The organism is Leisingera sp. MMG026, from assembly GCF_021654205.1.
GTDB lineage: Bacteria > Pseudomonadota > Alphaproteobacteria > Rhodobacterales > Rhodobacteraceae > Leisingera.
In genome coordinates this window covers 1-22,549 of sequence record NZ_JAKFZM010000055.1, presented here as the reverse complement: position 1 = coordinate 22,549, position 22,549 = coordinate 1, and the positions used below count along the sequence as shown (strand labels likewise).

The window sequence follows — 22,549 nt, the reverse complement described above, 5'->3', positions numbered from 1 at the left end:
TTAAATTTTTGTGTTTTTTTTGGGTTTTAGCCCAGGTTTGGGGGGGGATTTGGTTGTTGGTTGGTTTGTAGGGCGCATCCCGCCGCGCGCCAGCGCGCCGCCAGGCCCAAGGCCGCAAAAGGAAGCCCAGGCATCGCCTGGGCTTTCGCGGGCGCGGGAGGGTTTGGCTGGCGGTTATTCCGCTGCCGGTTCCAGCTTGTCCTGGGTGCGGGTGTCGAAATCGCTCGCGTCGTGGCGCTCGTGCAGCTGGGTGTCCAGCTCGCCGAAGGAGCGGTTCACCATGCGGCCGCGCTGCACTGCCGGGCGGGCGTCGATGGCTTTGGCCCAGCGGACCACATTGCTGTAGCTTTCCGCATCCAGGAATTCCGCCGCATCATAAAGACGGCCCAGAACCAGCTGGCCGTACCAGGGCCAGATCGCCATGTCGGCGATGGTATAATCTTCACCGGCGATATAGCTCCGCTCCGCCAGCTGCCGGTCCAGCACGTCAAGCTGGCGTTTGCTCTCCATCGAAAAACGGTCGATCGGGTACTGCCATTTCTCCGGCGCATAGGCGTAAAAATGGCCAAAGCCGCCGCCGAGATACGGGGCGCTGCCCATCTGCCAGAACAGCCAGTTCAGGGTTTCGGTGCGGGCAGTACCCTCCTTGGGCAGGAATTCCCCGAATTTCTCGGCCAGATGCATCAGGATCGAACCGCTTTCGAATACCCGCACCGGTTCATCGCCGCTGCGGTCCAGCAGCGCCGGGATCTTGGAGTTCGGGTTGATCTCCACAAAGCCGGAACCGAACTGGTCGCCGTCGCCGATCTTGATAATCCAGGCGTCATATTCGGCGCCCGCATGGCCCTTGGCCAGAAGTTCCTCCAGCATCACCGTGACCTTTACCCCGTTCGGGGTCGCCAAAGAGTAAAGCTGCAGCGGGTGCTTGCCCGCCGGCAGTTCCTTGTCATGCGTCGCGCCGGCGATAGGGCGGTTGGTGGAGGCAAACTCGCCGCCGTTTTCTTGCTCCCACTTCCAGACTTTCGGCGGGGTATAGGGGGTGTCGCTCATCTGTCGGGCCTTGCTTTGATTGTTTCCGGTTTGCGGTCAATCGCACGCGCTGCGGCAATTGGCTGTGGCAGAGATAAGAGGGGATTTGGAAATTCCAATGACTGGAAGGTACGGAGGCGGAAATTTTACAAAATGCTCACGGGGTCTCGTCTGCGCACACAGAGGCGTGAACCCCCCTTCGCATTTGCGCCGGGACCTATAGTGTCTGACACGAAGCCGGATAAGATGCCGGTGCCCGAATTGAAGCGATCACCGATGAAAGGGAAGATTTCATGAAGCGTTTTGCATTTGCTGCCGTGGCAGCGCTGTCCTTTACCCTGCCGGCCTTTGCAGGCGAGCAATATGTCGATGGCACCGGATTTGCCGTCTCGGGCTATGACGTGGTGGCCTATCGCAGTCTTGACATGAACCCGGTCGGCAGCCCGCAGACCGCTCCGGTACGCGGCAGCACTGCGTTCACTGCAGAATACAATGGAGCCGACTGGGCGTTCTCTTCGGCGGAGAACCGCGACAAGTTCCTTGAAAATCCGGCCCATTATGCGCCGCAATATGACGGCCACTGCGCCTATGGTGTGTCGCGCGGCGGTAAGGTGCCTGCCAATCCGAACCTGTGGCGCATTGTGGATGACAAGCTGTATCTGAACATCACCGACGTTGTCGTCGGTTTCTGGGAAGAGGACATTCCGGAAAACATCAACCTGGCCGAAGGCAACTGGCCGGGGATTGAGCCGGACGCGGCCTCGGGCAGTGTGATCCCCAAGTTCACCTCCGAAGGTCCGGTGGCGAATTGATTCAGCGCTGGTTTGCCCGGTGCCCTGCTTCTGAGCCGTCCGCCGGGCAAACGGACCGCAGAAATGAAGAACCCGCGCTGCAAGGCGCGGGTTTGCTTGTTTCAAGGGTTGCTCGCAATCTGGCAGCGTCTGCCTGATCTTCAGCGGCGGCGGTCGCGGCGCGAGGACATCGGCTGGAACGCCACGCCCACATGCGCTTCGCAATAGGGTTTGCCTTGCTGGGACGGCAGGCCGCAGAACCAGAAGTCCTCGGTCGCGGGATCGCCAACCGGCCACTTGCAGGTGCGTTCGGTCAGATCCATCAGGCTCAGCTTCTTGGCCTTCTTTTCGATCTCATTGACCTTGGCCAGGGCTTCGGGGCTGATTTCATTGGCCGACGGCTGCGGCGGCAACGGCTGGCCGGCCGGGATGATCTGGCGGCGTGCAGGCGTCGCCGGTTTGGCTTCGGCTGAGGCCGGCTGGACCGCTGCGGGGCGGGCCGGCTCGGTCTTGGGCTGCGGCTTGGGTTTGGCTGCGGCCGCAGGTTTCGGCGCTGCAGCGGCGGGGGCTGCTGCGGGCTTTTCCTTGGGCTCGGCGGCCTTGGTTGTGCCGCTGTTGCGGTTGGACAGGCCGAGGCGGTGCACCTTGCCGATCACCGCGTTGCGGGTAACGCCGCCCAGTTCTTTGGCGATCTGGCTGGCCGACTGGCCCTCGCCCCACATTTTCTTGAGCAATTCGACGCGCTCGTCTGTCCAGGACATCTGTTGCCTTTCCAAGCTAATAGCGGCCCCAGGGATTCTGCGGCCGCCATCATATTCCGTGTGATCGCCCTATTCTAATCACTGCGGGCGGAGTTACAAGGCATCTTGCGCCCCTTGCCGCAGCCGTTATGCAGGCAAAGCAGCGAAAAACGGGGGCAGCATGGCGGATCAGGGGTATCAGGTTGAATTGGGCGCACGCCGGTTCGGACGGGTGAACTGGCTGGGCCTCAAGGCGCTGGCCTGGCGCGAGGTGAAGCGGTTTCTGGCGGTCTGGACCCAGACGCTGCTGGCGCCGCTGATGACGGCGGCGCTGTTTCTGATGATCTTCAACATTGCCATCGGCCCCCAGCGCGGCGATGTGATGGGGGTGCCGTTCCTGACCTTCCTGGCGCCGGGCATCATGATGATGACGGTGATTCAGAACGCTTTTGCCAATACGTCGTCTTCTATTGTTATTGCCAAGGTGCAGGGCAATATCGTCGACACGCTGATGCCGCCTTTGTCGGGGCTGGAGATCCTGCTGGGGTATCTGGCGGGCGCGGTGGCGCGCGGCACGCTGGTGGCGCTGGCCATCGGGCTGGGGCTGATGGCAGTGCTGCAGATCGTGCCGGCGCATCCGCTGACAGCGCTGGTGTTCATCGTTCTGGGTGCGGCTTTCCTGGGCGGGCTGGGTATCGTGGCCGGGGTCTATGCTGACAAGTTCGATCAGATGGCTGCAATCACCAATTTCATCGTGACACCGCTCGCCTTCCTGTCCGGCACCTTCTATTCGGTTGAGGCTTTGCCCCCGGTATTAAAAGCGATTTCACATCTGAACCCGGTCTTCTACCTGATCGACGGCGTGCGATTCGGAGTGATCGGCACTTCCGACAGCCCGCCGCTGCTGGGGCTGGCGGTCTGCAGCGGCGCCACCTTTGCGGTGTGCCTGCTGGCCTGGGCCATGCTGCGCTCCGGCTACCGGTTGAAACCCTGACGCTGCTATTCTGCCGGAACCGGATCTTCGCCTGAAGGCGGCATCTGTTTCCGGCGGCCAAGCCGCGGGTGCAGGTTTCCGGCCAGCAGCACCGCCCCCGCGGCGGCTGCCGCACCTGCGGCAAAAATACCCGCAACCGGCGCCGCCAGCAGAACCAGCCAGGCAACGCCAGGGGTCAGAATGCCGGAAATGTCGCGGTAGCTGGAATAGACTGCCGACATCTCAGTGCGCTCGGACGGCTTCACCGCCATCAGAAACGGCAGACCCGCACAGATATCCAGGAGAATCAGCGCGGCCGAACCGGCCACCAGCAAGGTGATCGACACTGCAGGCCATCCCTGGGCAACACAGGCGGCGCCAAAACAGGCGGTCACCCCCAAAAAGCCGGTCTGCACCGCAAGCCGGATCGAATGCCGTTGCACCCAGCGCTGCAGCAGCGGTGCGCCGAACAGGGCGGCATTGGTAACGGACAGCAAGATACCGCCCAGTTCCTCGCCCAGGCCTTTTTCGATAGCAAAGATCGGCAGGTAGACCACATAGATCCACCACCCGGCCGAGCGGATCACCGCAAACAGCCAGCCTGCGACCAGACGCGGCTGCGCCAGAAAGCGCGGCAGGTAGCTCAAGGGATTGGAGGCCGGGCCGCGGGCGCGGGCGATCTGCTTGCCGTTGCCCATCCGCATCCACCAGAAGGCCGCCAGCATCACCAGCGCAGCGCTGCCGGATATCACAAACGGGGCGGGCGCCCAGACCTCAAGCAGCAGCACGCCGGCCACCGGGCCTGCGGTCCAGCCAAGGGCCGAATAGAACATCCGCGAGGTTTCGCATTGCCCAAGTTCCATCCGGGAAATGTAGTCCAGCACATAAGCGTTGAAGCAGATGAAAGTGGTCACCGCCGCCACTGTGTTCAGTGCAAGGGCGGCAAGCACCGAAACCGGGCTGCCTTCGATGGCAAAGCCGGCAGAGGCGACGAACATCAGCGCGCCAAGCGAATAGGCCCAGCGGCGCGGCACCACCCGGATCAGGGCAGGGATCATCAACCCGGCCAGCAGCGACAGGATGCCGACCGCAAAGTATGAGGCAGAAACCATCCCGGCATCGCTCAATGCCCGGTACATGATCAGGGGAAAGACCGAGATCAGGATGCCGCGCACCACGGCCTCCAGCCCGGCCAGGATGCCAAAGTCCCGCACCGAAGGCACTGGCGCATGGCGCAGCCATTCGGGAATCCGCCTCTCGTGCATCTGCGTCCTCCTGTTCTGTCAAAGGACAGCGTGGCGCGGAAGATGCAGGGAAAATGCCGTTTTTCGACGCAAGGGTCGCATGCGGGCCTGGCGCCGGAAATAACTTTTCGTGATGGCCGGGCGGCTAAGGCTTGTGCGCGGCAGCAGCCGCGCGGCCCGCCGGGGGACTGGGCCGCCCTTCCCGCCAGGCGAGGATGGCGGCGCCCGCCAGAATGATAAAGGCGCCAAGGAAAGAAATGGCATCCGGCACCACGCCAAAGCCAATAAAGTCATAAAGGGCTGCAAAGACCAGCGTCGCATAGCTGAACGGCGCCGCAAAGGAGGCATCAGCGCGGGCCATGCCATTGATGAAACAGGCCTGGGCACAGGCCATCAGCAGCCCCAGTGCGGCCAGCGCGCCCCACTGCGCAAGGCTGGGCATTTGCCAGACCGGCAGCACGGCGCAGCTGGCAATCATCACGCCCAGCAGGTTGTTGAACCATAGGACTTGCAAGGGCCCTTCGCGGCCCGCGAGCTTCTTGATGAAAATCAGCTCCAGCCCCATCACCGCCGCGGCCCCCAGCGCCAGCAAGGCTGCGGGCTGGAAGCTGGCCGGGGTAGGGCGCAAGAGGATCATCGCTCCGATCATGGCAACCAACGCCGCCCCCCAGCGCCAGGGGCCGACCCGCTCGCCCAGCAGCGGAATGGCCAGCAGCATGCCGAACACCGGGTTCAGGAAGGTGATCGCGGTAGCATCGGCCAGCGGGATGTAAGCGACCGAGGCAAACATCAGCGTCACCCCGGCCCAGCCGAAGGAGGTGCGCCCGATGTGATAGCCCCAATGCGGCCGGATGAACCTGGGCCGCAGGATCAGCACCGCAGTTGAAATGCCCATGAAGGCAAACAGGAACCGCCCATGGCTGATTTGCAGCGGATGCAGCGGTGCGCCCAGGCTACCGGTTCCCAATGCCTTGGCCAGCAGAGTGGTGCCTGCGATGAAGGTTGTCGCGGCAAGGATCAGGGCGGCGGCCAGAGCCGGGTTCTGCGGGGTGTAACGGGTCATGGCAAAGCGGTGCGGCAAGCCGCCGCGGGATGCAAGAGAAAACGCTCTGCAATCGGCAGCAGTCTTGTGCAGCAAGGGGCGCTGCCCCTCTTGGCCTGGCGACCAATTCACCCCGGAATATTTCGGCAAAGGTGAAGGGGCGAGCGGGGCGCTGCGGCGGATTGGCGGGCTGGGTTGTACAAAAGGGGTTTTCTTTCGCTCAATCCTCCACTATGGAACCCACCCATGATCAAACGCGCAAATACCACCGTTTCGCGACGCCGACGCCGCCTGGCGTGACCGGCCCTTTGATCCATTGTGCCCTTTCATGGCGCATCCCCTTCCAAAATCATTGACCCACCGTTGACCCAAGGCCCCAGCTGTTGCACAGCTTTGGCTTCAACCTTTGAAAAGGATGATCCTGATGATCCCGTCCGTTCTGCCGACCTATAACCGTGCACCGCTTGAGTTCGTCAAAGGCGAAGGCGCCTGGCTGACCACGGCGGACGGGCGACGCTTTCTGGATCTGGGCTCCGGCATTGCCGTGAATGCGCTGGGCCATGCCCATCCGGCGCTGGTGGAGGCGCTGACCACCCAAGCGCAGAACCTGTGGCATGTCTCTAACCTCTACCACATTCCGCAGCAGCAGGCGCTGGCGGACAAGCTGGTGGAGCATACCTTTGCCGACACCGTATTCTTCACCAACTCCGGCACCGAGGCCTGCGAACTGGCAGTGAAAATGGCGCGCAAGTATTTCTATGACAAGGGCCGGCCCGAACGGGTGGAAATCATCACTTTTGACGGTTCCTTTCATGGCCGCTCCTCGGCCGGCATCGCCGCCGCAGGGTCTGAGAAGATGGTCAAGGGCTTTGGTCCGCTGCTGCCCGGCTTCGTGCATCTGACCTTTGGCGACCTGGATGGCGTGACCAATGCCATTTCGGACAACACTGCCGCGATTCTGATCGAGCCGGTGCAGGGCGAGGGCGGCATCCGCCCGGTGCCGGATGCGGAGCTGAAGGCGTTGCGCGCAATCTGTGATGAGCACGGCCTGCTGCTGATCCTGGATGAGGTGCAATGCGGCGTCGGGCGGACCGGCAAGCTGTTTGCCCATGAATGGGCCGGCATCGCCCCGGACATCATGATGGTGGCCAAGGGTATCGGCGGCGGCTTCCCGTTGGGCGCGGTGCTGGCTTCGGAAGAGGCCGCCAGCGGCATGACTGCGGGCACCCATGGCTCCACCTATGGCGGCAACCCGTTGGGCTGCGCGGTGGGCTGCGCGGTGATGGATCATGTCGCGGAGCCTGAGTTTCTGGCCGAGGTGAAACGCAAGTCGGGTCTGTTCCGGCAAAAGCTCGAAGGATTGGTTGCCGACCACCCGGAGGTGTTTGAAGAGGTGCGCGGCTCCGGTCTGATGCTGGGCCTCAAGTGCAAGGCGGTCAACATTGACGTGGTTAACGCGGGCTACAGCAACGAATTGATCACCGTCCCGGCAGCGGACAACGTGATCCGCCTGCTGCCGCCGCTGACCCTGACCGACGAGGACATCACCGAAGCAGTCAACCGCCTGGAACAAACCGCCGCCCAGGTCGAAGCCGCCTGATCTTCACCTTTGGATAAATACTCCCGGGGGTCCGGGGGCAGGCAGCCCCCGGCCTTCGCTAGCCAGAAGCGATACAGTGATGAACCATTTTCTCGACATCCACAAAACCGATCCATCCGACCTGCGGGCGATCATCGACCAGGCGAAGGCCACCAAACTGGCGCGACTTGGACAGCCCAAGGCCGCCTTGGATGATGAGCTGCCGCTGAAGGACCGGATGGTGGCGCTGATCTTTGAAAAACCCTCGACCCGGACCCGGGTGTCCTTTGACGCCGGGGTGCGCCAGATGGGCGGCCAGACCATGGTGCTGTCGGGCAAGGACATGCAGCTTGGCCATGGCGAGACCATTGCTGACACCGCCCGCGTGCTCAGCCGCTACGTCGACATGATCATGATCCGCACCTTTGACGAAACTGTGCTGACCGAGATGGCGGAATACTCGGACGTGCCGGTTATCAACGGCCTGACGGACCGCACCCACCCCTGCCAGATCATGGCCGACGTGCTGACCTATGAGGAGCACCGCGGGTCGATCAAGGGCAGGAAAGTGGTCTGGGCCGGCGACGGCAATAACGTCTGTGCCTCCTTCCTGCATGCCGCCGGGCAGTTCGGGTTTGACCTCACTTTCACCGGCCCGGCGCAATTGGATCCGGAGGAGGAATTCATCGGTCTGGCGCGCAAGGCGGGCTCCAAGGTGACCGTTGAGCGGGACGCGTTCAAAGCGGTTGAGGGGGCCGATCTGATTGTGGCCGACACCTGGGTGTCGATGCATGACAGCCAGTCCTCCAAAGAGCGCCGCCACAACATGCTGCGCCCCTATCAGGTGAATGACGATCTGATGGCCGCTGCCAAACCTGACGCGCTGTTCATGCACTGCCTGCCAGCCCACCGGGAGGAAGAGGTGACAAGCGCCGTGATGGACGGCCCGCAATCGGTGATCTTTGACGAGGCGGAAAACCGGCTGCATGCGCAAAAGGCTGTCATGCGCTGGTGCATCGGCGGCTGACGTCTGCTGGTTGCGCGGAGGGCGGGTGCTCCCGCCTGCTGCGGTGCATTCAATAGAATGAACCTTGCCAGTTGGGCGTGGCGCCGGGCCTTTGGCCCGGCGCAGTGCGTTTTGCGCGGGCCGTCCGTTTTTGGTCCGGTGGAAAGGGAATTGCGCTGGCTTATGCTGTTCAGCTCTGCAATCCTCGCGCCGGTATTCAAGCGCGAGGGATTTTTCATGGACCGGACCACAGCTTTGCTGATTGTCGACATGCAGCAAGAGATGGCAAATGTGACCGCCTCCGGCCGCCAGCGGGCCAATCCGAAGGCCGAGGAGAAGATCGCAGGTCTGGCTGCAGCTTTCCGCGCAGCCGGCCTGCCGGTTGTGCATGTGATGCACGACGACCCGCAGCAGATCAGCAAGTTCCGCCGCGATCTGCCCAGCGGTCAGCCGATGGAATGCGCCATGCCGGCGGAAGGCGAGGCGGTGTTCTGGAAAACAGGCTCCTCCGGGTTTGTTGGCACCGGGCTGGAACAGCATCTGCGCGACTGCGGCATCTCCCGGCTGGTGATTGCGGGCGGAGTTGCGGCCTTCTGCGTCAACTCGACCGCCCGTTCAGCAGCCAACCTGGGGTTTGAAATCCAGGTTGTTGAGGATGCGCTGATCGCGTTCTCGCTGCCTGCGCGCAAAGGTGGCGAGCTGGACGCCGGGCAGGTGCTGGAGGTGACGCTGTCGGCGCTGCATGCCGGCTTTGGCACGGTGCTGCCTGCGTCGGAGATCCTTGCGCAATTGCCGGCAGCCACGCCTGCCTGAGCCTCAAAGTTGACGCGAGGGCCCGTTGCTGCGGGTCCTTGAACCGGGGCGGAATGGCCACCAGCTTTCCAGTGTCACAACAGGGGAGGTTCCGGCATGGCAGAGACATCATCGAAACCGGTTGCGCTGATCGTGGGGGCGGGAACGGGCTTGTCCGCCTCTTTTGCCCGGCAGCTGTCAGATGCCGGCTATGCGCTGAATCTTGCGGCGCGCAGCATTGGCAACCTGGAAAATCTGGCCGCAGAAACCGGCGCGCGGCTGCATCAGGTGGATGGCACTGATGGCGAAGGGATCGGGCAGCTTGTGGAGAGCCTGCGAGGGGATTTGCGGGTGGCTTGCTACAACCCCTCTGCCCGTGTCCGCGGACCGCTTACGGAATTGGACCCGGAAACCGTCCGCAAGGCGGTGGAGGTCACGGCTTACGGTGCCTTTCTGCTGGGGCAGGCGGCGGCGCGGCGGATGCTGTCACAGCAGCCCGCAAACGGGCGGCGCGGAACCATCCTGTTCACCGGCGCCTCGGCGGGTGTGAAGGGGTTTGCTTTGTCGGCGCCTTTTGCGATGGGGAAATTTGCGCAGCGGGGCCTGGCGCAAGCCATGGCGCGGGAACTGCACCCCCAAGGCATCCATGTCGCCTGGGTCAATATCGATGGCGGCATCCGCAATGCATCGCGGCCCGAACGGACCGAGGCCTTGGGCAATCCCGACAGCATGCTGGATCCGGATGCCATCGCTGCCGAATACATGCACTTGATCAATCAGAACCGCTCAACCTGGAGCGACGAGCTGGTGCTGCGGCCCTGGGTAGAGAGGTTCTGAACCGTGAAAAGAAAAGCCCCCGCAGCCGGCTGGCGCGGGGGCTGTAAAATGCCGCGGCAGTGCGGATCAGCCGACGATGGCGTTCAGCAGCAGGAAGATCACCGCTGACAGCAGCGCGGCAGCAGGCACAGTAATCACCCAGGCAGCCACGATTGTCATAAAGTGGCTGCGGCGCACCAGCTTGCGGCGGCGGCGTTCTTCGGGGGCGATACGTTTGGCTGCCGGGCGCCCTTCGACGGTTTTCTTCAGGCGGCGCTCCATGTGCCATTCGCGGAAAAACCCGACGCCGAACACCGCCCCCACCGCGATATGGGTGGAGGAGACCGGCAGGCCCAGCCAGCTGGCCACAATCACAGTGATGGCGGCAGACAGCGACACGCAGAAGGCGCGCATCGGGTTCAGCTTGGTGATCTGGCTGCCGACCATGCGGATCAGCTTGGGGCCGAACAGGAACAGGCCGAACGAAATGCCGAAGGCGCCGATGACCATTACCCATGTGGGAATGGTGACTTTGGAGGCGAAGTCGCCGAATTCGGTGGCGTGCACGATTGCCGCCAGCGGACCAACTGCGTTGGCGACATCATTGGCGCCATGGGCAAAGGAAAGAAGGGCGGCGGAAATCACCAGCGGCAGGCCGAACAGCGCCTTCAGCGACTTGTTGCGATTTTCCATGCCCTCGGACTGGCGTTTGATCAGCGGCGCGGTGATCACATAAGACAGCGCCCCGGCGCCTGCACCGATCAGCAGTGCGGTCTGCAGGTCGATCTTGACGATCCGCTTCAGGCCCTTCAGCGCCAGATAGGCGGCAAAAGCGCCTGCCATGATCCCCACCAGCACCGGCACCCAGCGCCGGGCGGCGGCGATTTTGTCGTCCTGATAGATGATCTTGGCCTTGATGAAGGCCAGAAACAGCGCCGCAACCACCCCGCCCAAAACGGGCGAAATCACCCAGCTGGCGGCGATTTTGCCCATGGTGGGCCAGTTCACCGCGGTAATGCCAGCGGCAGCCACACCGGCGCCCAGCACGCCGCCAACCACCGAATGGGTGGTGGACACAGGCGCGCCGACCCAGGTGGCCAGGTTCACCCATAGCGCCGAGGAAATGAGGGCTGCCATCATCGCCCAGATGAACACGCTGCTGCTGGAAACCGCAGCGGGGTCGATGATGCCCTTGGAGATGGTTGAAACCACGTCACCGCCCGCCAGCAGCGCACCGGCGCTTTCGGCAATGGCGGCAATCACAATGGCGCCGCCCATGGTCAGCGCATTGGCGCCCACCGCCGGCCCCATGTTGTTGGCAACGTCATTGGCGCCGATGTTGATCGCCATATAAGCGCCGAATGCGGCGGCGGCGATCACCACCATATTCATCGCCGAGCCGCCGAAGAAGACGCCGGCCGCCAGGCCGGCCACTACGATAAAGGCCAGTGCGATACCGGGCCCCACCAGAGGCCGGGAGGCATAGGCTGTCGCCAGCTCGAGCTGGGAGATCCTGTTCAGATCCTTATCCAGCGTGTTCCACTGCGTGCGCTGATCTTGATCGCTCATCGTCGCATTCCTGATTCCGAGGTCTGCGCACGCGCCTAACGCTGCTCCGGTCACGGATCAAGCGTTAGACATGAAAATGTCACATAACTTTTACAATTGACGCAAAAGCTCCTGCAGCTGCGGCTCCTGCACCAGCGTTGCGGCTTGTTCCGGGCGCATCCATTGGCGGTTGCGTTCAGCGGATTCGGGGTAGTCGTCGGTCAGCTGCTCCACCTCGGCGGAGAAAATCAGCGTCGTCACCGGTTCTTCGGTACCGTTGTCGTGGTATTTGGTGTAGTTGTACTCACCGATCGGCTTTTGCGAGATGCGGGCCTCGCGGACGCCCGCTTCTTCCCAGGCTTCCTGCAGGGCGGAATCCGGTCCGTCCTTGCCCTCGACCGGCCAGCCTTTGGGCAGGATCCAGCGGCCGGTGCCACGGCTGGTGATCATCAGCACTTCTTTGCCGTCCTCGCCGGTGCGGCAGCACAGCGCGGCGACTTGCAGGCGGTTTGGTCGTTTCAGCATCGGCTTGAGAATTTCTTCCCAGGCGCGGATCAGAGTGCTTGTCATATATGCTCAGCCTTTGTGGTTGGGTTGGTCCCGTGTTTTGTGTGGAATTGTGGGAAAGTAAGCCTGAATGCCCGGAGTTTCAAGGCCACGGCCTGAGATATGCCGCCGGGGGCGGCGCGCAGGCCGCCGCATTTATGCACCGTTTGCGTTCGCCGCGAAGCGTCGCGGTGCCGCCGCTTCGGGTGCCGGGCAGCCCCGGACGGGCAGGGCTCCCGCCGCCAGGACAGCGCATCACAGATGCGCCGCCGGCCGTTGGGCCGGGCAGCGCGCCTTCCGGCGCTCTGCGGGTGGCTATTTGCGCCGTTTTGCCCGCAATGTCGGATCTTCCTGTGTGGGGTCCTCGGGCCAGGGGTGCCTGGGGTATTGCGCGCGCATGTCCTTGCGGACGTCCGCGTATGACCCCGCCCAAAAGCCTGGCAGGTCGCGGGTGATTTGAATCGGGCGCTGTGCCGGGGACAAAAGGGCTATCTTCAGCGGCACGCCGCCCACGCATGGGTGGCGGCTGACGCCGAACAGCTCCTGCAGGCGGACGGAGATTTCCGGCACCTCACCGTCATAGCTGATCGGGATCTTGCGCCCCAGCGGCGTGATGAAACTGCCCGGCGCCTCGCGGTCCAGAAGCTGCGTCTGCTCCCAGTTGAGGGCGGCACGCAGCGCGGGCAGCAGGTCGAAACGTTTCCAGTCCCCGGCGGATTTCACCCCGTCCAGCATCGGCAGCAGCCAGTCTTCCAGCGTATCCGTCAGGCCGGGGAGGGAGAAATCCGGCAAATCATGTCCTTCGCCGCGCACCAGCTCCACCCGCGCGGCCAGCCGGGCCGCGGCCCCGGTCAGCCGCAGGCCCAGGTCGCGCACGCCGTCCAGCATCGCCCGCGCCACCGCGTCCGGCGGCACGTCCTTCCAGATCCGGTCATCCAGTACGACGGCACCCAGCCGCTCCTGCTGGCGGGCCGTCACCCGGCGGTCACGCTTGGACCACTCGCACATATCATCCCAAGCGATCTGATCCGCAAACAGCTCGCGGATTTCGCTTTGGGAGATCTGCGCTGCCATCCGGATCCTGGCTTCACGCGGGTTGCCGTCGGTGTCCAGCGCCACGATGAAAGGCGCGCCTGCCAGCGTGTCGCTGCTTTCCAGCACCGCGCCCTTGCCGCCGGACAGCACAAACCGCGGCGCGTCCCCCTTGCGCCGCTGCCCGATGCGGTCGGGATAGGCCAGCGCGGCCATCGCTGCCGGGGACAGCATGCCAGTACCCGTAACAGTACCGGTGCCGCGCCCGGCCTGCTGTTCCAGCCGCCGGGCCTCGCTTTTGATCCGTACCACCACCGGGCGGTTCAGCTGATAGGGGCGGGCGCGTTCAAACCCCTTGGGATCCTTTAGCGCCTTCAGCCGCAATAACAGATCGGCAGGGGCCCCACGCAGCGGGTCGCGCTCGCCCAAGAGGGCTGCCAGCGGCGCCGCAGCCGGGCCGGCGGTCAGCAGCATGTGGCCAAGGCGGGGATGCAGCGGCAGGGATGAGAGCGCCTTGCCGTGTTCGGTGATCCGCCCCTGCGCGGTCAACGCGCCCAGCATCTGCAGCAGCGCTTGCGCTTCGCTCAGCGCGCCGGCAGGCGGCGGGCTGAGGAACGACAGATCCTCCGGGGCCGCCCCCCACAATGCCAGCTCCAGCGCTAGATCCGTAAGGTCGGCGCTTTCAATCTCGGCCGGGGCGAAACCCATCAGCGCGCCTTCCTCGCCCTTGGTCCACAGCCGGTAACAGACGCCCTTGGCCACCCGGCCTGCACGGCCCTGGCGCTGGGTCGCCTCGGCGCGGGTCACTTTCTCGGTCACCAGCCGCGACATGCCGGAGCCGGGGTCAAACCGCGCCCGCCTGGACTGCCCCATATCCACCACCACCCGGATATCCTGAATGGTCAGCGAGGTTTCGGCAATCGAGGTTGCCAGCACCACCTTGCGCCCTTCCTTCTCGGGCTGAATGGCGGCGCGCTGCTCGGCAAAGGGCAGGGCGCCGAACAAGGGGCGGATATGGCAATGGCCGGGCAGGCGTTTGGCCAAGGCACCGGCGGCGCGGCGGATTTCGCCCTCGCCGGGCAGAAACACCAGAATGCCGCCGCCCTGATCCCGGCCTGCGCTGCGGGTGTCCCTTTCCGCCTGCACCACCAGATCCGCCAGTGCATCGCCGCGCCGGGCCTGGGCAGGCAGAGGGCGTTCCAGCCAGCGCGTCTCCACCGGATAGCTGCGCCCCTCGGAGGTGACCATCGGTGCGTCCATCAGCGCCGCCACCGGTTCCGCGTCCAGCGTTGCCGACATTGCCATCAGGATCAGGTCATCGCGCAGGGCGCCCGCTACCTCAAGACACAGGGCAAGCCCCAGATCGGCGTTCAGCGAGCGTTCGTGGAATTCATCAAAGATCACCGCGCCGACGCCGGGCAGGTCCGGGTCCGACTGCAGCATCCGGGTCAGGATGCCCTCGGTCACCACCTCGATCCGGGTGGACCTGGAAACCTTGGCATCGCCTCGAACCCTATAGCCGACGGTCTGGCCGGGTTTCTCGCCCAGCGTTTCCGCCATCCGTTCGGCGGCGGCGCGGGCGGCCAGGCGGCGGGGTTCCAGCATCACAATGCGGCCCTGGGTCAACGCCGCCTCCAGCATCGCCAGCGGCACCCGCGTGGTCTTGCCTGCACCCGGCGGCGCCTGCAGCACGGCACGGCGATGGCCGCGCAGGGCGTCCAGCAGTTCGGGGAGGGCGTCTTCGATCGGCAATCTGGTCATGCCGCCTTATCGCCAAAGCCGGCGGTCAGGTCCAGCGGCCAGTCCGCCGGGGCAGAGCCTGCGCAAACCGGATCAAGCGCGGCGGATTTGCCGCCTTTTCTGCGGCATCGGCTGATGTAGGTTGTGCGGCAAACGGCAGGGACTGGACTTTGCAGCCACGCATGCGCCAAGGTCCGCCCATCACGACAGGAAGACACGCATGGATACCGAACAGCTGAAGCAGAAGATCCTGGCCGGCGACCGCCGGGCCCTGGCCCGCGCCATCACCCTGGTGGAAAGCGGCCGCGATGATCACCGTACCAAGGCGCAGGAACTGCTGTCGGAGCTGGCAAAACACAAACGCCAGTCGCTGCGCATCGGCCTGTCGGGCACACCGGGGGTGGGTAAGTCCACCTTCATCGAAAGTTTCGGCATGATGCTGACAGCGCTGGGCCTGCGCGTCGCGGTGCTGGCGGTGGACCCCAGCTCGGCGCGCTCCGGCGGTTCGATCCTGGGCGACAAGACCCGGATGGAGCGCCTCAGCCGCGACAAGAACGCCTTTATCCGCCCGTCCCCCAGCCAGACCCACCTGGGCGGCGTCGCCCGCCGCTCGCGCGAGGCGGTGGCTCTGTGCGAGGCGGCAGGGTTTGACGTGGTGCTGGTTGAAACCGTCGGCGTCGGCCAGTCGGAAACCGTGGTGGCCGAGATGTCGGACCTGTTCCTGCTTCTGCTGGCACCTGCCGGCGGCGATGAGCTGCAGGGGGTGAAGCGCGGTATCATGGAAATGGCCGACCTCATCCTGGTCAACAAGGCCGACGGCCCATTGAAACCGGTCGCGACCCGCACCTGCGCTGACTACGCCGGTGCCCTGCGTCTGTTGCGCAAGCGCCCGCAGGACCCCGAGGGCTTCCCCAAGGCGCTGATGGTCTCGGCAGTCGAGGAACACGGGCTGGAGCAAGCCTGGGAGGAGATGCAGGCGCTGACCGCCTGGCGCCGCGACAACGGTCATTGGGAGCGGCGGCGCGCGGATCAATCCTGCTACTGGTTCGATCAGGAAGTGCGCCAGGCATTGCTGGCGCGGCTGCATACCGCCAGTGCCCAATCCGCCATGGCAGAGCTGTCCGGCCAGGTGGCCAAGGGTGCGCTGACCCCGGCGGCGGCGGCGCAGCAGATGCTGCAGGACCATCTGAAGGGCTGACCGCCATGCAGGAGATCCGGGTCTTTGACGGCGAAAAATTGCGCGCCTCGCTGTTCAACGCGGGGGCAAAGCGCCTGTTTGCGACCTTCCGTCAGCGGGTTGCCGTGGCGGGCGAATTCGAAGACCGCGGCCCGGTGAAAAACATGACCCGGCACGGCTATGCGCATCTGCATATCCAGTGCCGCGACAACGACTGGTATGTGAACAGCGAAACCCAGGCGCTGTCGCGCAGCCTGAAAGACCTGACCAAGGGCTATAGGGACGCGGCGGCCATGGGGTTTTCCATGGGCGGCTACGGGGCGCTGCGGTTTTCTTCGGCGCTGAACCTGAAGCGGCTGATCGCTGTCTCGCCGCAATACACCATTGCGCAAGGTGCGGTGCCGCATGACCGCCGCCGCAAGGAAGCGGCCGCTTTCGATGAAGCGCTGGGCGACCTGATCCGTTATGGCCGCCACGGCGTGAAAGGGGTGGTACTGTTCGATCCGTTCCGCAAGATGGATCTGAACCATGCGCTGTACATACAGGCGGTGTTTCCGGACCTGCAGCTGTGCCGGCTGTCCTGCGGCGGCCATCCCGCCAGCCAGGTGATCCGCGAGGGCGGCAGTTTCTGGGATCTGCAGTCGATGCTGCACACAGGCCCGCTGACTGCGGCGCGGGTTCTGGACCTGCACAGAGAGCGGCGCAGGCGCTCGCAGACCTATTGGCGGCGCTTGGCGCGGGTTGCGCGCCAGCGCGGCAGGCCGCAGCTTGGCGCCGCGGCGGACGCCCGGCTTGAAAGGCTTGCAGCCGAACAGGAAAACGGGCAGTAAGCGCCTCAAGAAAGCTGAGTTGAATCACTTGACGCTGTTGCTGGTTGATCGTATGAGCAGCGGACCAGTTTTCGGGCGCAGCCAATGGCAGCGCCCCTTGTGATTTGGTCCGGATCTGCTCCGGACCTCCGAAAAACGAAGGATGATGATATGTCGCGCCGTTGCGAACTGACCGGAAAAGGCCCGATGACTGGCAACAATGTCAGCCACGCGAAAAACAGAACCCGCCGCCGGTTTCTGCCGAACCTGAATGATGTGACCCTGCAGTCCGAGACCCTGGGCCGCGGCGTCAAGCTGAAGATCTCCGCAGCAGCCCTGCGCTCGGTTGATCACCGTGGCGGTCTGGACGCCTTCCTGGCAAAAGCCAAGAACGAAGAGCTGTCCGACACCGCCCTGAAAGTGAAAAAAGAGATCGCCAAGGCACAAGCCGCCGAGGCCTGATAGGCCTCGCTTGGTCGAACTGGCCTGATCCTTTCACTGGATTTCAGTTACAGTTACAGACACCGCGCATGAGCAATCATGCGCGGTGTTTGCGTTTGCGCAATCTGCCGCGGTGATGGCTCTTGCGGCGGCGGTACAGGGCGGGCATATCTGCCTGCGATGAAACACATTCTGCGTCTTTACCTTGGCCTGTTCCTGGCCCTTGCGGTTGCCCTGACAGGCCATAGCGCTGCTGCACGGCAGGGTATGCGCGATGCGGCCGGGCAGATGGTGATCTGCACAGGTTTGGGGCCGGAAGTTATCTATGTGGACAGCGAAGGCCAGCCGGTCCAGCCGCCGCACAGCTGCCCTGATTGCGTGATGCATCTGCTGGACGCCGTGGCGCCGCCTGCCACGCTGCCGGTTTCCGGGCAGTCGGCGGGCCGTGTGCACGCGGTTTCGCATAAGGCCGCCATTGGCAGCTATTTCAAACCAAGGGCCAGCGCACGTTCGCCGCCTGCGGCCTGATTGCAGACAAGCCCATTTCCCCAAAATTCAATCGTTTCTTATGAGGAGGCACAAAATGTCCCTGAAATCTGTATTCCTTGCCGCCGCTGCGGCAGCCGCATTGGCCGGGTCCGCTTTTGCAGACGGTGCCCACAAAATCATGGTCCATGACCAATACGCACGGGTGTCCTCGCCCACCGCCAAGGCCGGTGCTGCTTTCATGGCGATCATGAACCAGACCCATGCGGATGACCGGCTGATCGATGTCCGCTCGGATGTGGCCGCCAGGGTGCAGCTGCACACCCACAAGGAAGGTGATGACGGTGTCATGAAGATGATGCATGTCGAAGAAGGCTTTGCCATTGCCGAGGGCGACACCCATATGCTGAAGCGCGGCGGCGACCACATCATGTTCATGGGGTTGAACCAGGCGCTGAACCATGGCGATGTGGTCAAAGTCACGTTGGTGTTCGAAAACGCCGGCGAAGTCGAAATCGAAGTGCCGGTCGATTTGGAACGCAAAGCCGAAGGTCACGGCAGCCACTCAAACTGAACCCGGGCACGATAGAGTAGGGCGGGCGCGGCGTCAGGCTGCGCCGCAGCCCTCCTTCGCGCCCAAAGCCCGCCGGATGGCGGGCTTTTTGGTGTCCAGGATCAGCCCAGCAGTCCTGCCACCCAGGCCGGGACGGTTTCGGTGGCGGGACCAAAGCGGCGCTCGGCAAAGCGGGAGGCGGTGGCAGAGGGTTCCAGGTTCAGCTCCACCGTATGGGCGCCCGCCAGATGCGCCTCATCGACAAAAGCGGCAGCCGGATAGACCTCGCCCGAGGTGCCGATGGCGGCAAACAGATCCGCATCTGCGAGATGGGTGTAGATCTCTTCCATGAAATACGGCATCTCGCCGAACCAGACCACGCCGGGCCGGCCCGCAGGCGCCGCACAGGCGGGGCAGGGGTGTCCGGTCTGCATTTCCATCGGTGCAGTCCAGCTATGGCCGCACGTGGCGCAAACAGCGCCTTCCAGCCTGCCGTGCATATGCAGCACATCCGCCGCGCCGCCGGCCTCGTGCAGGGTGTCCACATTCTGGGTAACGATCACCACCTCGCCCGGATGTTCCCTTTGCAGCCGCGCCAGCGCCTGATGCGCCGCATTAGGCCTGGCCTCAGCCGCCTGGGCGCGGCGGGCATTGTAAAAGCGATGCACCAGATCCGGGTTGCGGGCAAAACCTTCGGGTGTTGCCACGTCCTCGATCCGGTGCTGCGCCCACAGCCCCCCTTCATCGCGAAAGGTGCTCAGCCCGCTTTCGGCGGAAATCCCGGCGCCCGTCAGGATGACAATCTTCGCACTCTTTCCCATCGCCGCGGAACCTCCTATCACTGACCCTATTCACAGGAGCCATAGACGCATGCCTACCCGTATTCTGTTTGTCTGCCTAGGAAACATCTGCCGCTCTCCGGCGGCCGAAGGCGTGTTCCGCGCGTTGTGCCCGGATGTAGAAACCGACAGTGCCGGCACGGCCTCCTATCACGCAGGCGAGCCGCCATACGGCCCGATGCAGGTAGCAGCGCAGGCGCGGGGGCTGGATATCTCGGACCTGCGGGCGCGGCAGTTCCGGCGCGGTGATTTCGAAGCTTTCGATCTGATCATTGCAATGGACGCCAGCAATCTGGAGAATATCGAGGCCCTGCGTCCGGCAGGCAATGAAACCCCGGTGCGCCTGTTCACGGGCTACGCTCCGGCATCAGGTGCCGACCATGTGCCGGACCCTTACTATACCCGCGATTTCGACGGCTGCCTGGATCTGATCGAGGCTGCTGCCAAGGGCCTCAAAGCGGTCCTCTGACTTATTCGGCGATCACCCGGAAATCGCCTGCCAGGAAAGGCAGCTGTTGCACCGCCGGATCAATCATCTGGGTCTGCACCAGCCGGCGCAGGGTTTCCGCAACGTCGCGCGGCACCCGGTCGGCCCAATCAGCCGCTGTAAACAGTGAAATTGTCCGCGACATCTCGCCAAAGGGCAGCGGAAAAGCATCGATCTGGTCGTGGAACCGTGCTGCCCGCATATATCCCAGCGGCGTGGTCACCGCCCAGCCGATCCGCCGCGCCACCATCGCCATCAGCGCCAGATGCGAGCCGACCTCGAACCGGTCCTCGAACTCCAGCTTCTGGCGCACCAGCAGTCCCTCGATCTGCTGCGAGATCAGCTGCTCGCGCGCGTAGCGCAGGAACGGCAAGTCCTGCAGCTGCTCCGCCGCCTGTGCCGCATCGGACAAGGCGCCGCGCGGCGCCACCAGAATGAAGGGATCGCGCACCAGCGGGTATTCCACCAGCCCCTCATGCAGCCCGCCGGCGGTGGCGGCAACGGCAATATGCAGCTCGCGGGCCTCCATTGCCTGCACGATGTCATGGCTGGAGGCGGTGATCATCTTGAACCGGCACTGTGTCAGGCTGTCCGCTAAAATTGTGGCCAGCCGCGGGGTCAGGTCGTTGTCGAAATCGTCAATCAGACCGATCGACAGCGCCTGCAAGTGGCTGAGATCCATCACCGTCAGCTCGCTTTGGGCCAGCCGCAGCTCCGACAGGACCGCCTCGGTCCGGGCCAGGAAACTGCGCCCGGCGGCGGTCAGCACCATCGGGCGGCGGCCATGGTCGATCAACTCGCTGTCCAGTGCCTTTTCCAGGTTGCGCATCTGCTGGCTGACGGCGGGCTGGCTGAGGCCGGTCATCTCTGCCGCCTGCGCCACCGATCCGGTCTTGGCCAAAGCCTCGAACACTTCCAGCCCGCGCAGGGTAACACCTTTGATCAACATGCAATCGCTCCAATACCTTACGCCGTTTGTTCCGCTTTGCTGCAGCCCGGTCAAGGGGGGCAAAGGCACAGCCTTTCCCCCTTGCGAAAATGCCGCAGCGCAGATGTATCAAAACGGTCAAAGGCACCCATGGGGTGCCTTTGCTTCACCGTGCTGCTTGGGGAAATGACGAAGGCAGGCTCAGCCGCAGTTGCGCGCTGCATGATCTCCAAAGGCCTTGTAGCGCAGCCACAGCCGCTCGTCCGTGCGGCTGGAGGACTGGCGCACCACCTGGGCCTGGTGCGGATCGGAAAACCATTTCGACACGGTCTTGCGCTCGGCCCGCGTTAGGCTGCGGTTGGCCACCTTCTGGATGCAGCTGCACAACCCGGGCGAGGCCGCGGTGCGGTCCGACTGGCGGCAGGCGCGTTCAATCGCGCCGGCCTCGGCCCCCGAAGGTGCCAATGCTGCAAGAGATCCGGCGCAAAGCGCGGCGGTCAGGAAAAATCTCATCTGGCTCGTGCCCCGTTTTTTGGCTTGCGGATCTGATGCCCGCGGAATTGCCCGCAGTATGCCAAATGCCAAGGCGCGTTTCAATCGTGGTAAACGGGGTGGTTAGAAGGCCAGTGTTCAGCAGGGCTGGAGCACCGGTTGGCGGCACTCCAGCGGCTGCCGGTCTCAGGTCTGGTTCGGCCCGCGCATTGCGCGGATCGCCTGGCGCACGGCTTTCCAGTCCGCCGCCTCATCGTCTTTGCCGGCTGCTTCGCAGCTGCGCATTTTCTGCGCGGCTTCCAGCTCGGCCTTGTCGCCATGCGCACTATACAGCGCGCGGGCATATTCGGTCGCTTTGATTGCATCCATGCGGGTCGTCCTCCTTTGCTGTGTTTCCCGCCAGAGGGGCGCGCGTTTCGCGGAATGAGGCGAGTATAGCGCATTTTGGTCCCGTGCGCAGGGAGAGCGGAAAATTTGAGGCGTTTGGCTGGGGAGGGGAGGTGTTTGCAGATCATGGTGAGGGCAGTGCCGGTCCGCAGGCGGAAGCGAAGCGCCCGCCGTTTTGCCGAAGGCAAACCGGCGGTTTGACAGCGAAGGTCAGACACGGCCCGGCCTTGCGGCTGGGCGGGAGGGGTAATTCAGCCGGGTGGAAGCGTTTTTACAAAGGCCCAAATGGCTTTGGCAACTGATTGCACGCTTTCAGTTTGAGCAGTGACAGTCACTGCTGTTGCTCCAGCGGTCCATTTGGCCCCGGCCTTTGCCAGTTCCTTGGAGCCTTCGCGGATCATGCCGTCGGCAATCGACCCGCAGTATGCTGCCATGCGCCGTGAAATGTCCCAGAGAGCCTTGGCGATTTTTTCCAGCTGCGAAGGGGAGGGGGACGGTTTTGCAATTTCCTCTTCCAGTTTCTCTGCTTCCGTCCAGATCAGCATGAGGTCCGTTTGGAAGGCACGTGCCGGAGCATCCTCCAGCGGCGGCCCGCCATTGTCACCGATCAGCGCCGCAACGGGAATGTGTTCAACTGCTGCAAGGTGTTCCTTGAGGCGGGCGACCTCTTGTTCCAGCTCGAACAGGCGGCGGATGCGCTCGATTTCCGCGGCGACGGCTTCGGGGCCAGCGTTCCATATTGCGTCGTCGATCAGGGCAACGCGGCGTTGGAGTTCCCAGTCGAGCGGATTGCCAACAAGGAACCCTTGGTACCAGTATCGCCAGAACGCCTTGTGTAACACCGTTTTTATGACCGTCCGCCAAATCTCAAAAATACCTTCATGGGCATTGGTGCCTGGCCAAAGTGTGCTGCCAGCAGGGTTTCAGGATCGAAGGCGACGTCGTTGTTAGCATCGTAAAGTGCGGCCGCAAAAGCAAAATCGCTAGCTACGTTGTCAGATGCGGAAAAAGAAACTGCGTCCCCGGCGTAACCTAGATACCCGTCAAACGCTGCATTGGCAGCTGCTTGAAT

The 22,549-nt window shown here is 63.7% G+C and carries 25 protein-coding genes; 12 read left to right on the top strand and 13 right to left on the bottom strand.

Annotated features, from left to right (window positions below):
• Positions 1-174 precede the first annotated feature (174 nt).
• Entirely contained in the window at positions 175-1,050 is an 876-nt protein-coding gene (gene yghU, locus L1069_RS20880; RefSeq protein ID WP_129370256.1) for a glutathione-dependent disulfide-bond oxidoreductase, read from the bottom strand.
• 272 nt (positions 1,051-1,322) lie between these two features.
• On the opposite strand from yghU, the gene L1069_RS20875 reads away from it, so the two are divergent.
• Positions 1,323-1,841: a YHS domain-containing (seleno)protein gene (locus tag L1069_RS20875; RefSeq protein WP_237456923.1), complete on the top strand. Its 519-nt coding sequence runs from the start codon at positions 1,323-1,325 to the stop codon at positions 1,839-1,841.
• A 140-nt stretch (positions 1,842-1,981) separates the two neighbouring features.
• Here the strand turns inward: L1069_RS20875 and L1069_RS20870 are convergent, their stop codons facing one another.
• Entirely contained in the window at positions 1,982-2,581 is a 600-nt protein-coding gene (locus L1069_RS20870) for a GcrA family cell cycle regulator (protein ID WP_129370258.1), read from the bottom strand.
• A 160-nt stretch (positions 2,582-2,741) separates the two neighbouring features.
• Here L1069_RS20870 and L1069_RS20865 point away from each other — a divergent pair, with 160 nt between their 5' ends.
• Positions 2,742-3,554, top strand: coding sequence for an ABC transporter permease (locus L1069_RS20865; protein WP_134830267.1), 813 nt, complete (start codon positions 2,742-2,744; stop codon positions 3,552-3,554).
• Positions 3,555-3,559: 5 nt separating this feature from the next.
• On the opposite strand, the gene L1069_RS20860 is transcribed toward L1069_RS20865, so the two are convergent.
• Both L1069_RS20860 and L1069_RS20855 read right to left on the bottom strand, forming a co-directional pair.
• On the bottom strand, positions 3,560-4,798 hold the full coding sequence (locus tag L1069_RS20860) for an MFS transporter (RefSeq protein ID WP_237456922.1): 1,239 nt from the start codon (positions 4,796-4,798) through the stop codon (positions 3,560-3,562).
• 124 nt (positions 4,799-4,922) lie between these two features.
• Positions 4,923-5,840 (bottom strand): DMT family transporter, encoded by a 918-nt coding sequence (locus L1069_RS20855; protein ID WP_237456924.1) that lies wholly within the window; start codon positions 5,838-5,840, stop codon positions 4,923-4,925.
• 403 nt (positions 5,841-6,243) lie between these two features.
• On the opposite strand from L1069_RS20855, the gene L1069_RS20850 reads away from it, so the two are divergent.
• The 4 genes from L1069_RS20850 to L1069_RS20835 all read left to right on the top strand — a co-directional run bounded on the left by L1069_RS20850 (position 6,244) and on the right by L1069_RS20835 (position 10,033).
• On the top strand, positions 6,244-7,419 hold the full coding sequence (locus tag L1069_RS20850) for an aspartate aminotransferase family protein (protein ID WP_237456921.1): 1,176 nt from the start codon (positions 6,244-6,246) through the stop codon (positions 7,417-7,419).
• 79 nt (positions 7,420-7,498) lie between these two features.
• A complete protein-coding gene (argF, locus tag L1069_RS20845) occupies positions 7,499-8,425 on the top strand; it encodes an ornithine carbamoyltransferase (RefSeq protein WP_134830264.1) in 927 nt (308 codons plus the stop codon).
• A gap of 216 nt (positions 8,426-8,641) precedes the next feature.
• Positions 8,642-9,217, top strand: a complete 576-nt coding sequence (locus L1069_RS20840; protein WP_237456920.1) for an isochorismatase family protein — start codon at positions 8,642-8,644, stop codon at positions 9,215-9,217.
• A 96-nt stretch (positions 9,218-9,313) separates the two neighbouring features.
• Positions 9,314-10,033, top strand: coding sequence for an SDR family NAD(P)-dependent oxidoreductase (locus L1069_RS20835; RefSeq protein ID WP_237456919.1), 720 nt, complete (start codon positions 9,314-9,316; stop codon positions 10,031-10,033).
• A 66-nt stretch (positions 10,034-10,099) separates the two neighbouring features.
• Here the strand turns inward: L1069_RS20835 and L1069_RS20830 are convergent, their stop codons facing one another.
• From L1069_RS20830 to hrpB, 3 genes are all read right to left on the bottom strand, one after another.
• Complete coding sequence (locus L1069_RS20830) at positions 10,100-11,581, bottom strand: inorganic phosphate transporter (RefSeq protein WP_237456918.1); 1,482 nt, start codon at positions 11,579-11,581, stop codon at positions 10,100-10,102.
• 90 nt (positions 11,582-11,671) lie between these two features.
• Positions 11,672-12,130, bottom strand: a complete 459-nt coding sequence (locus tag L1069_RS20825) for an NUDIX hydrolase (protein WP_129370267.1) — start codon at positions 12,128-12,130, stop codon at positions 11,672-11,674.
• Between the two features lie 291 nt (positions 12,131-12,421).
• On the bottom strand, positions 12,422-14,899 hold the full coding sequence (gene hrpB / locus L1069_RS20820) for an ATP-dependent helicase HrpB (protein ID WP_237456917.1): 2,478 nt from the start codon (positions 14,897-14,899) through the stop codon (positions 12,422-12,424).
• 199 nt (positions 14,900-15,098) lie between these two features.
• Here hrpB and meaB point away from each other — a divergent pair, with 199 nt between their 5' ends.
• The 5 genes from meaB to L1069_RS20795 all read left to right on the top strand — a co-directional run bounded on the left by meaB (position 15,099) and on the right by L1069_RS20795 (position 18,365).
• Positions 15,099-16,076 carry a methylmalonyl Co-A mutase-associated GTPase MeaB gene (meaB, locus tag L1069_RS20815; protein ID WP_129370269.1) on the top strand — a complete coding sequence of 326 codons (978 nt, stop codon included), beginning with the start codon at positions 15,099-15,101 and terminating at the stop codon, positions 16,074-16,076.
• A 5-nt stretch (positions 16,077-16,081) separates the two neighbouring features.
• Positions 16,082-16,885, top strand: coding sequence for an alpha/beta hydrolase (locus L1069_RS20810; protein WP_237456916.1), 804 nt, complete (start codon positions 16,082-16,084; stop codon positions 16,883-16,885).
• Between the two features lie 150 nt (positions 16,886-17,035).
• Positions 17,036-17,326, top strand: coding sequence for a 50S ribosomal protein L28 (gene rpmB, locus L1069_RS20805; RefSeq protein ID WP_129370271.1), 291 nt, complete (start codon positions 17,036-17,038; stop codon positions 17,324-17,326).
• Positions 17,327-17,485: 159 nt separating this feature from the next.
• On the top strand, positions 17,486-17,833 hold the full coding sequence (locus L1069_RS20800; RefSeq protein WP_205877372.1) for a hypothetical protein: 348 nt from the start codon (positions 17,486-17,488) through the stop codon (positions 17,831-17,833).
• Positions 17,834-17,888: 55 nt separating this feature from the next.
• Positions 17,889-18,365 carry a copper chaperone PCu(A)C gene (locus L1069_RS20795; RefSeq protein ID WP_129370272.1) on the top strand — a complete coding sequence of 159 codons (477 nt, stop codon included), beginning with the start codon at positions 17,889-17,891 and terminating at the stop codon, positions 18,363-18,365.
• A 101-nt stretch (positions 18,366-18,466) separates the two neighbouring features.
• Here the strand turns inward: L1069_RS20795 and L1069_RS20790 are convergent, their stop codons facing one another.
• Positions 18,467-19,165 carry an NAD-dependent deacylase gene (locus tag L1069_RS20790; protein WP_237456915.1) on the bottom strand — a complete coding sequence of 233 codons (699 nt, stop codon included), beginning with the start codon at positions 19,163-19,165 and terminating at the stop codon, positions 18,467-18,469.
• 49 nt (positions 19,166-19,214) lie between these two features.
• Here L1069_RS20790 and L1069_RS20785 point away from each other — a divergent pair, with 49 nt between their 5' ends.
• On the top strand, positions 19,215-19,652 hold the full coding sequence (locus L1069_RS20785; RefSeq protein WP_237456914.1) for a low molecular weight protein-tyrosine-phosphatase: 438 nt from the start codon (positions 19,215-19,217) through the stop codon (positions 19,650-19,652).
• A gap of 1 nt (position 19,653) precedes the next feature.
• Here the strand turns inward: L1069_RS20785 and L1069_RS20780 are convergent, their stop codons facing one another.
• From L1069_RS20780 to L1069_RS20760, 5 genes are all read right to left on the bottom strand, one after another.
• Positions 19,654-20,619 (bottom strand): LysR family transcriptional regulator, encoded by a 966-nt coding sequence (locus tag L1069_RS20780; RefSeq protein ID WP_237456913.1) that lies wholly within the window; start codon positions 20,617-20,619, stop codon positions 19,654-19,656.
• 180 nt (positions 20,620-20,799) lie between these two features.
• The gene (locus tag L1069_RS20775) at positions 20,800-21,111 is read right to left on the bottom strand and encodes a hypothetical protein (RefSeq protein ID WP_129370276.1); all 312 of its coding nucleotides are present in this window, start codon (positions 21,109-21,111) and stop codon (positions 20,800-20,802) included.
• Between the two features lie 165 nt (positions 21,112-21,276).
• The gene (locus L1069_RS20770; protein WP_129370277.1) at positions 21,277-21,459 is read right to left on the bottom strand and encodes a hypothetical protein; all 183 of its coding nucleotides are present in this window, start codon (positions 21,457-21,459) and stop codon (positions 21,277-21,279) included.
• 269 nt (positions 21,460-21,728) lie between these two features.
• Positions 21,729-22,319, bottom strand: a complete 591-nt coding sequence (locus L1069_RS20765; RefSeq protein ID WP_237456912.1) for a hypothetical protein — start codon at positions 22,317-22,319, stop codon at positions 21,729-21,731.
• Between the two features lie 5 nt (positions 22,320-22,324).
• Positions 22,325-22,549, bottom strand: a 225-nt coding sequence (locus tag L1069_RS20760) for a hypothetical protein (RefSeq protein ID WP_237456911.1), incomplete at its 5' end; no start/stop codon positions are given.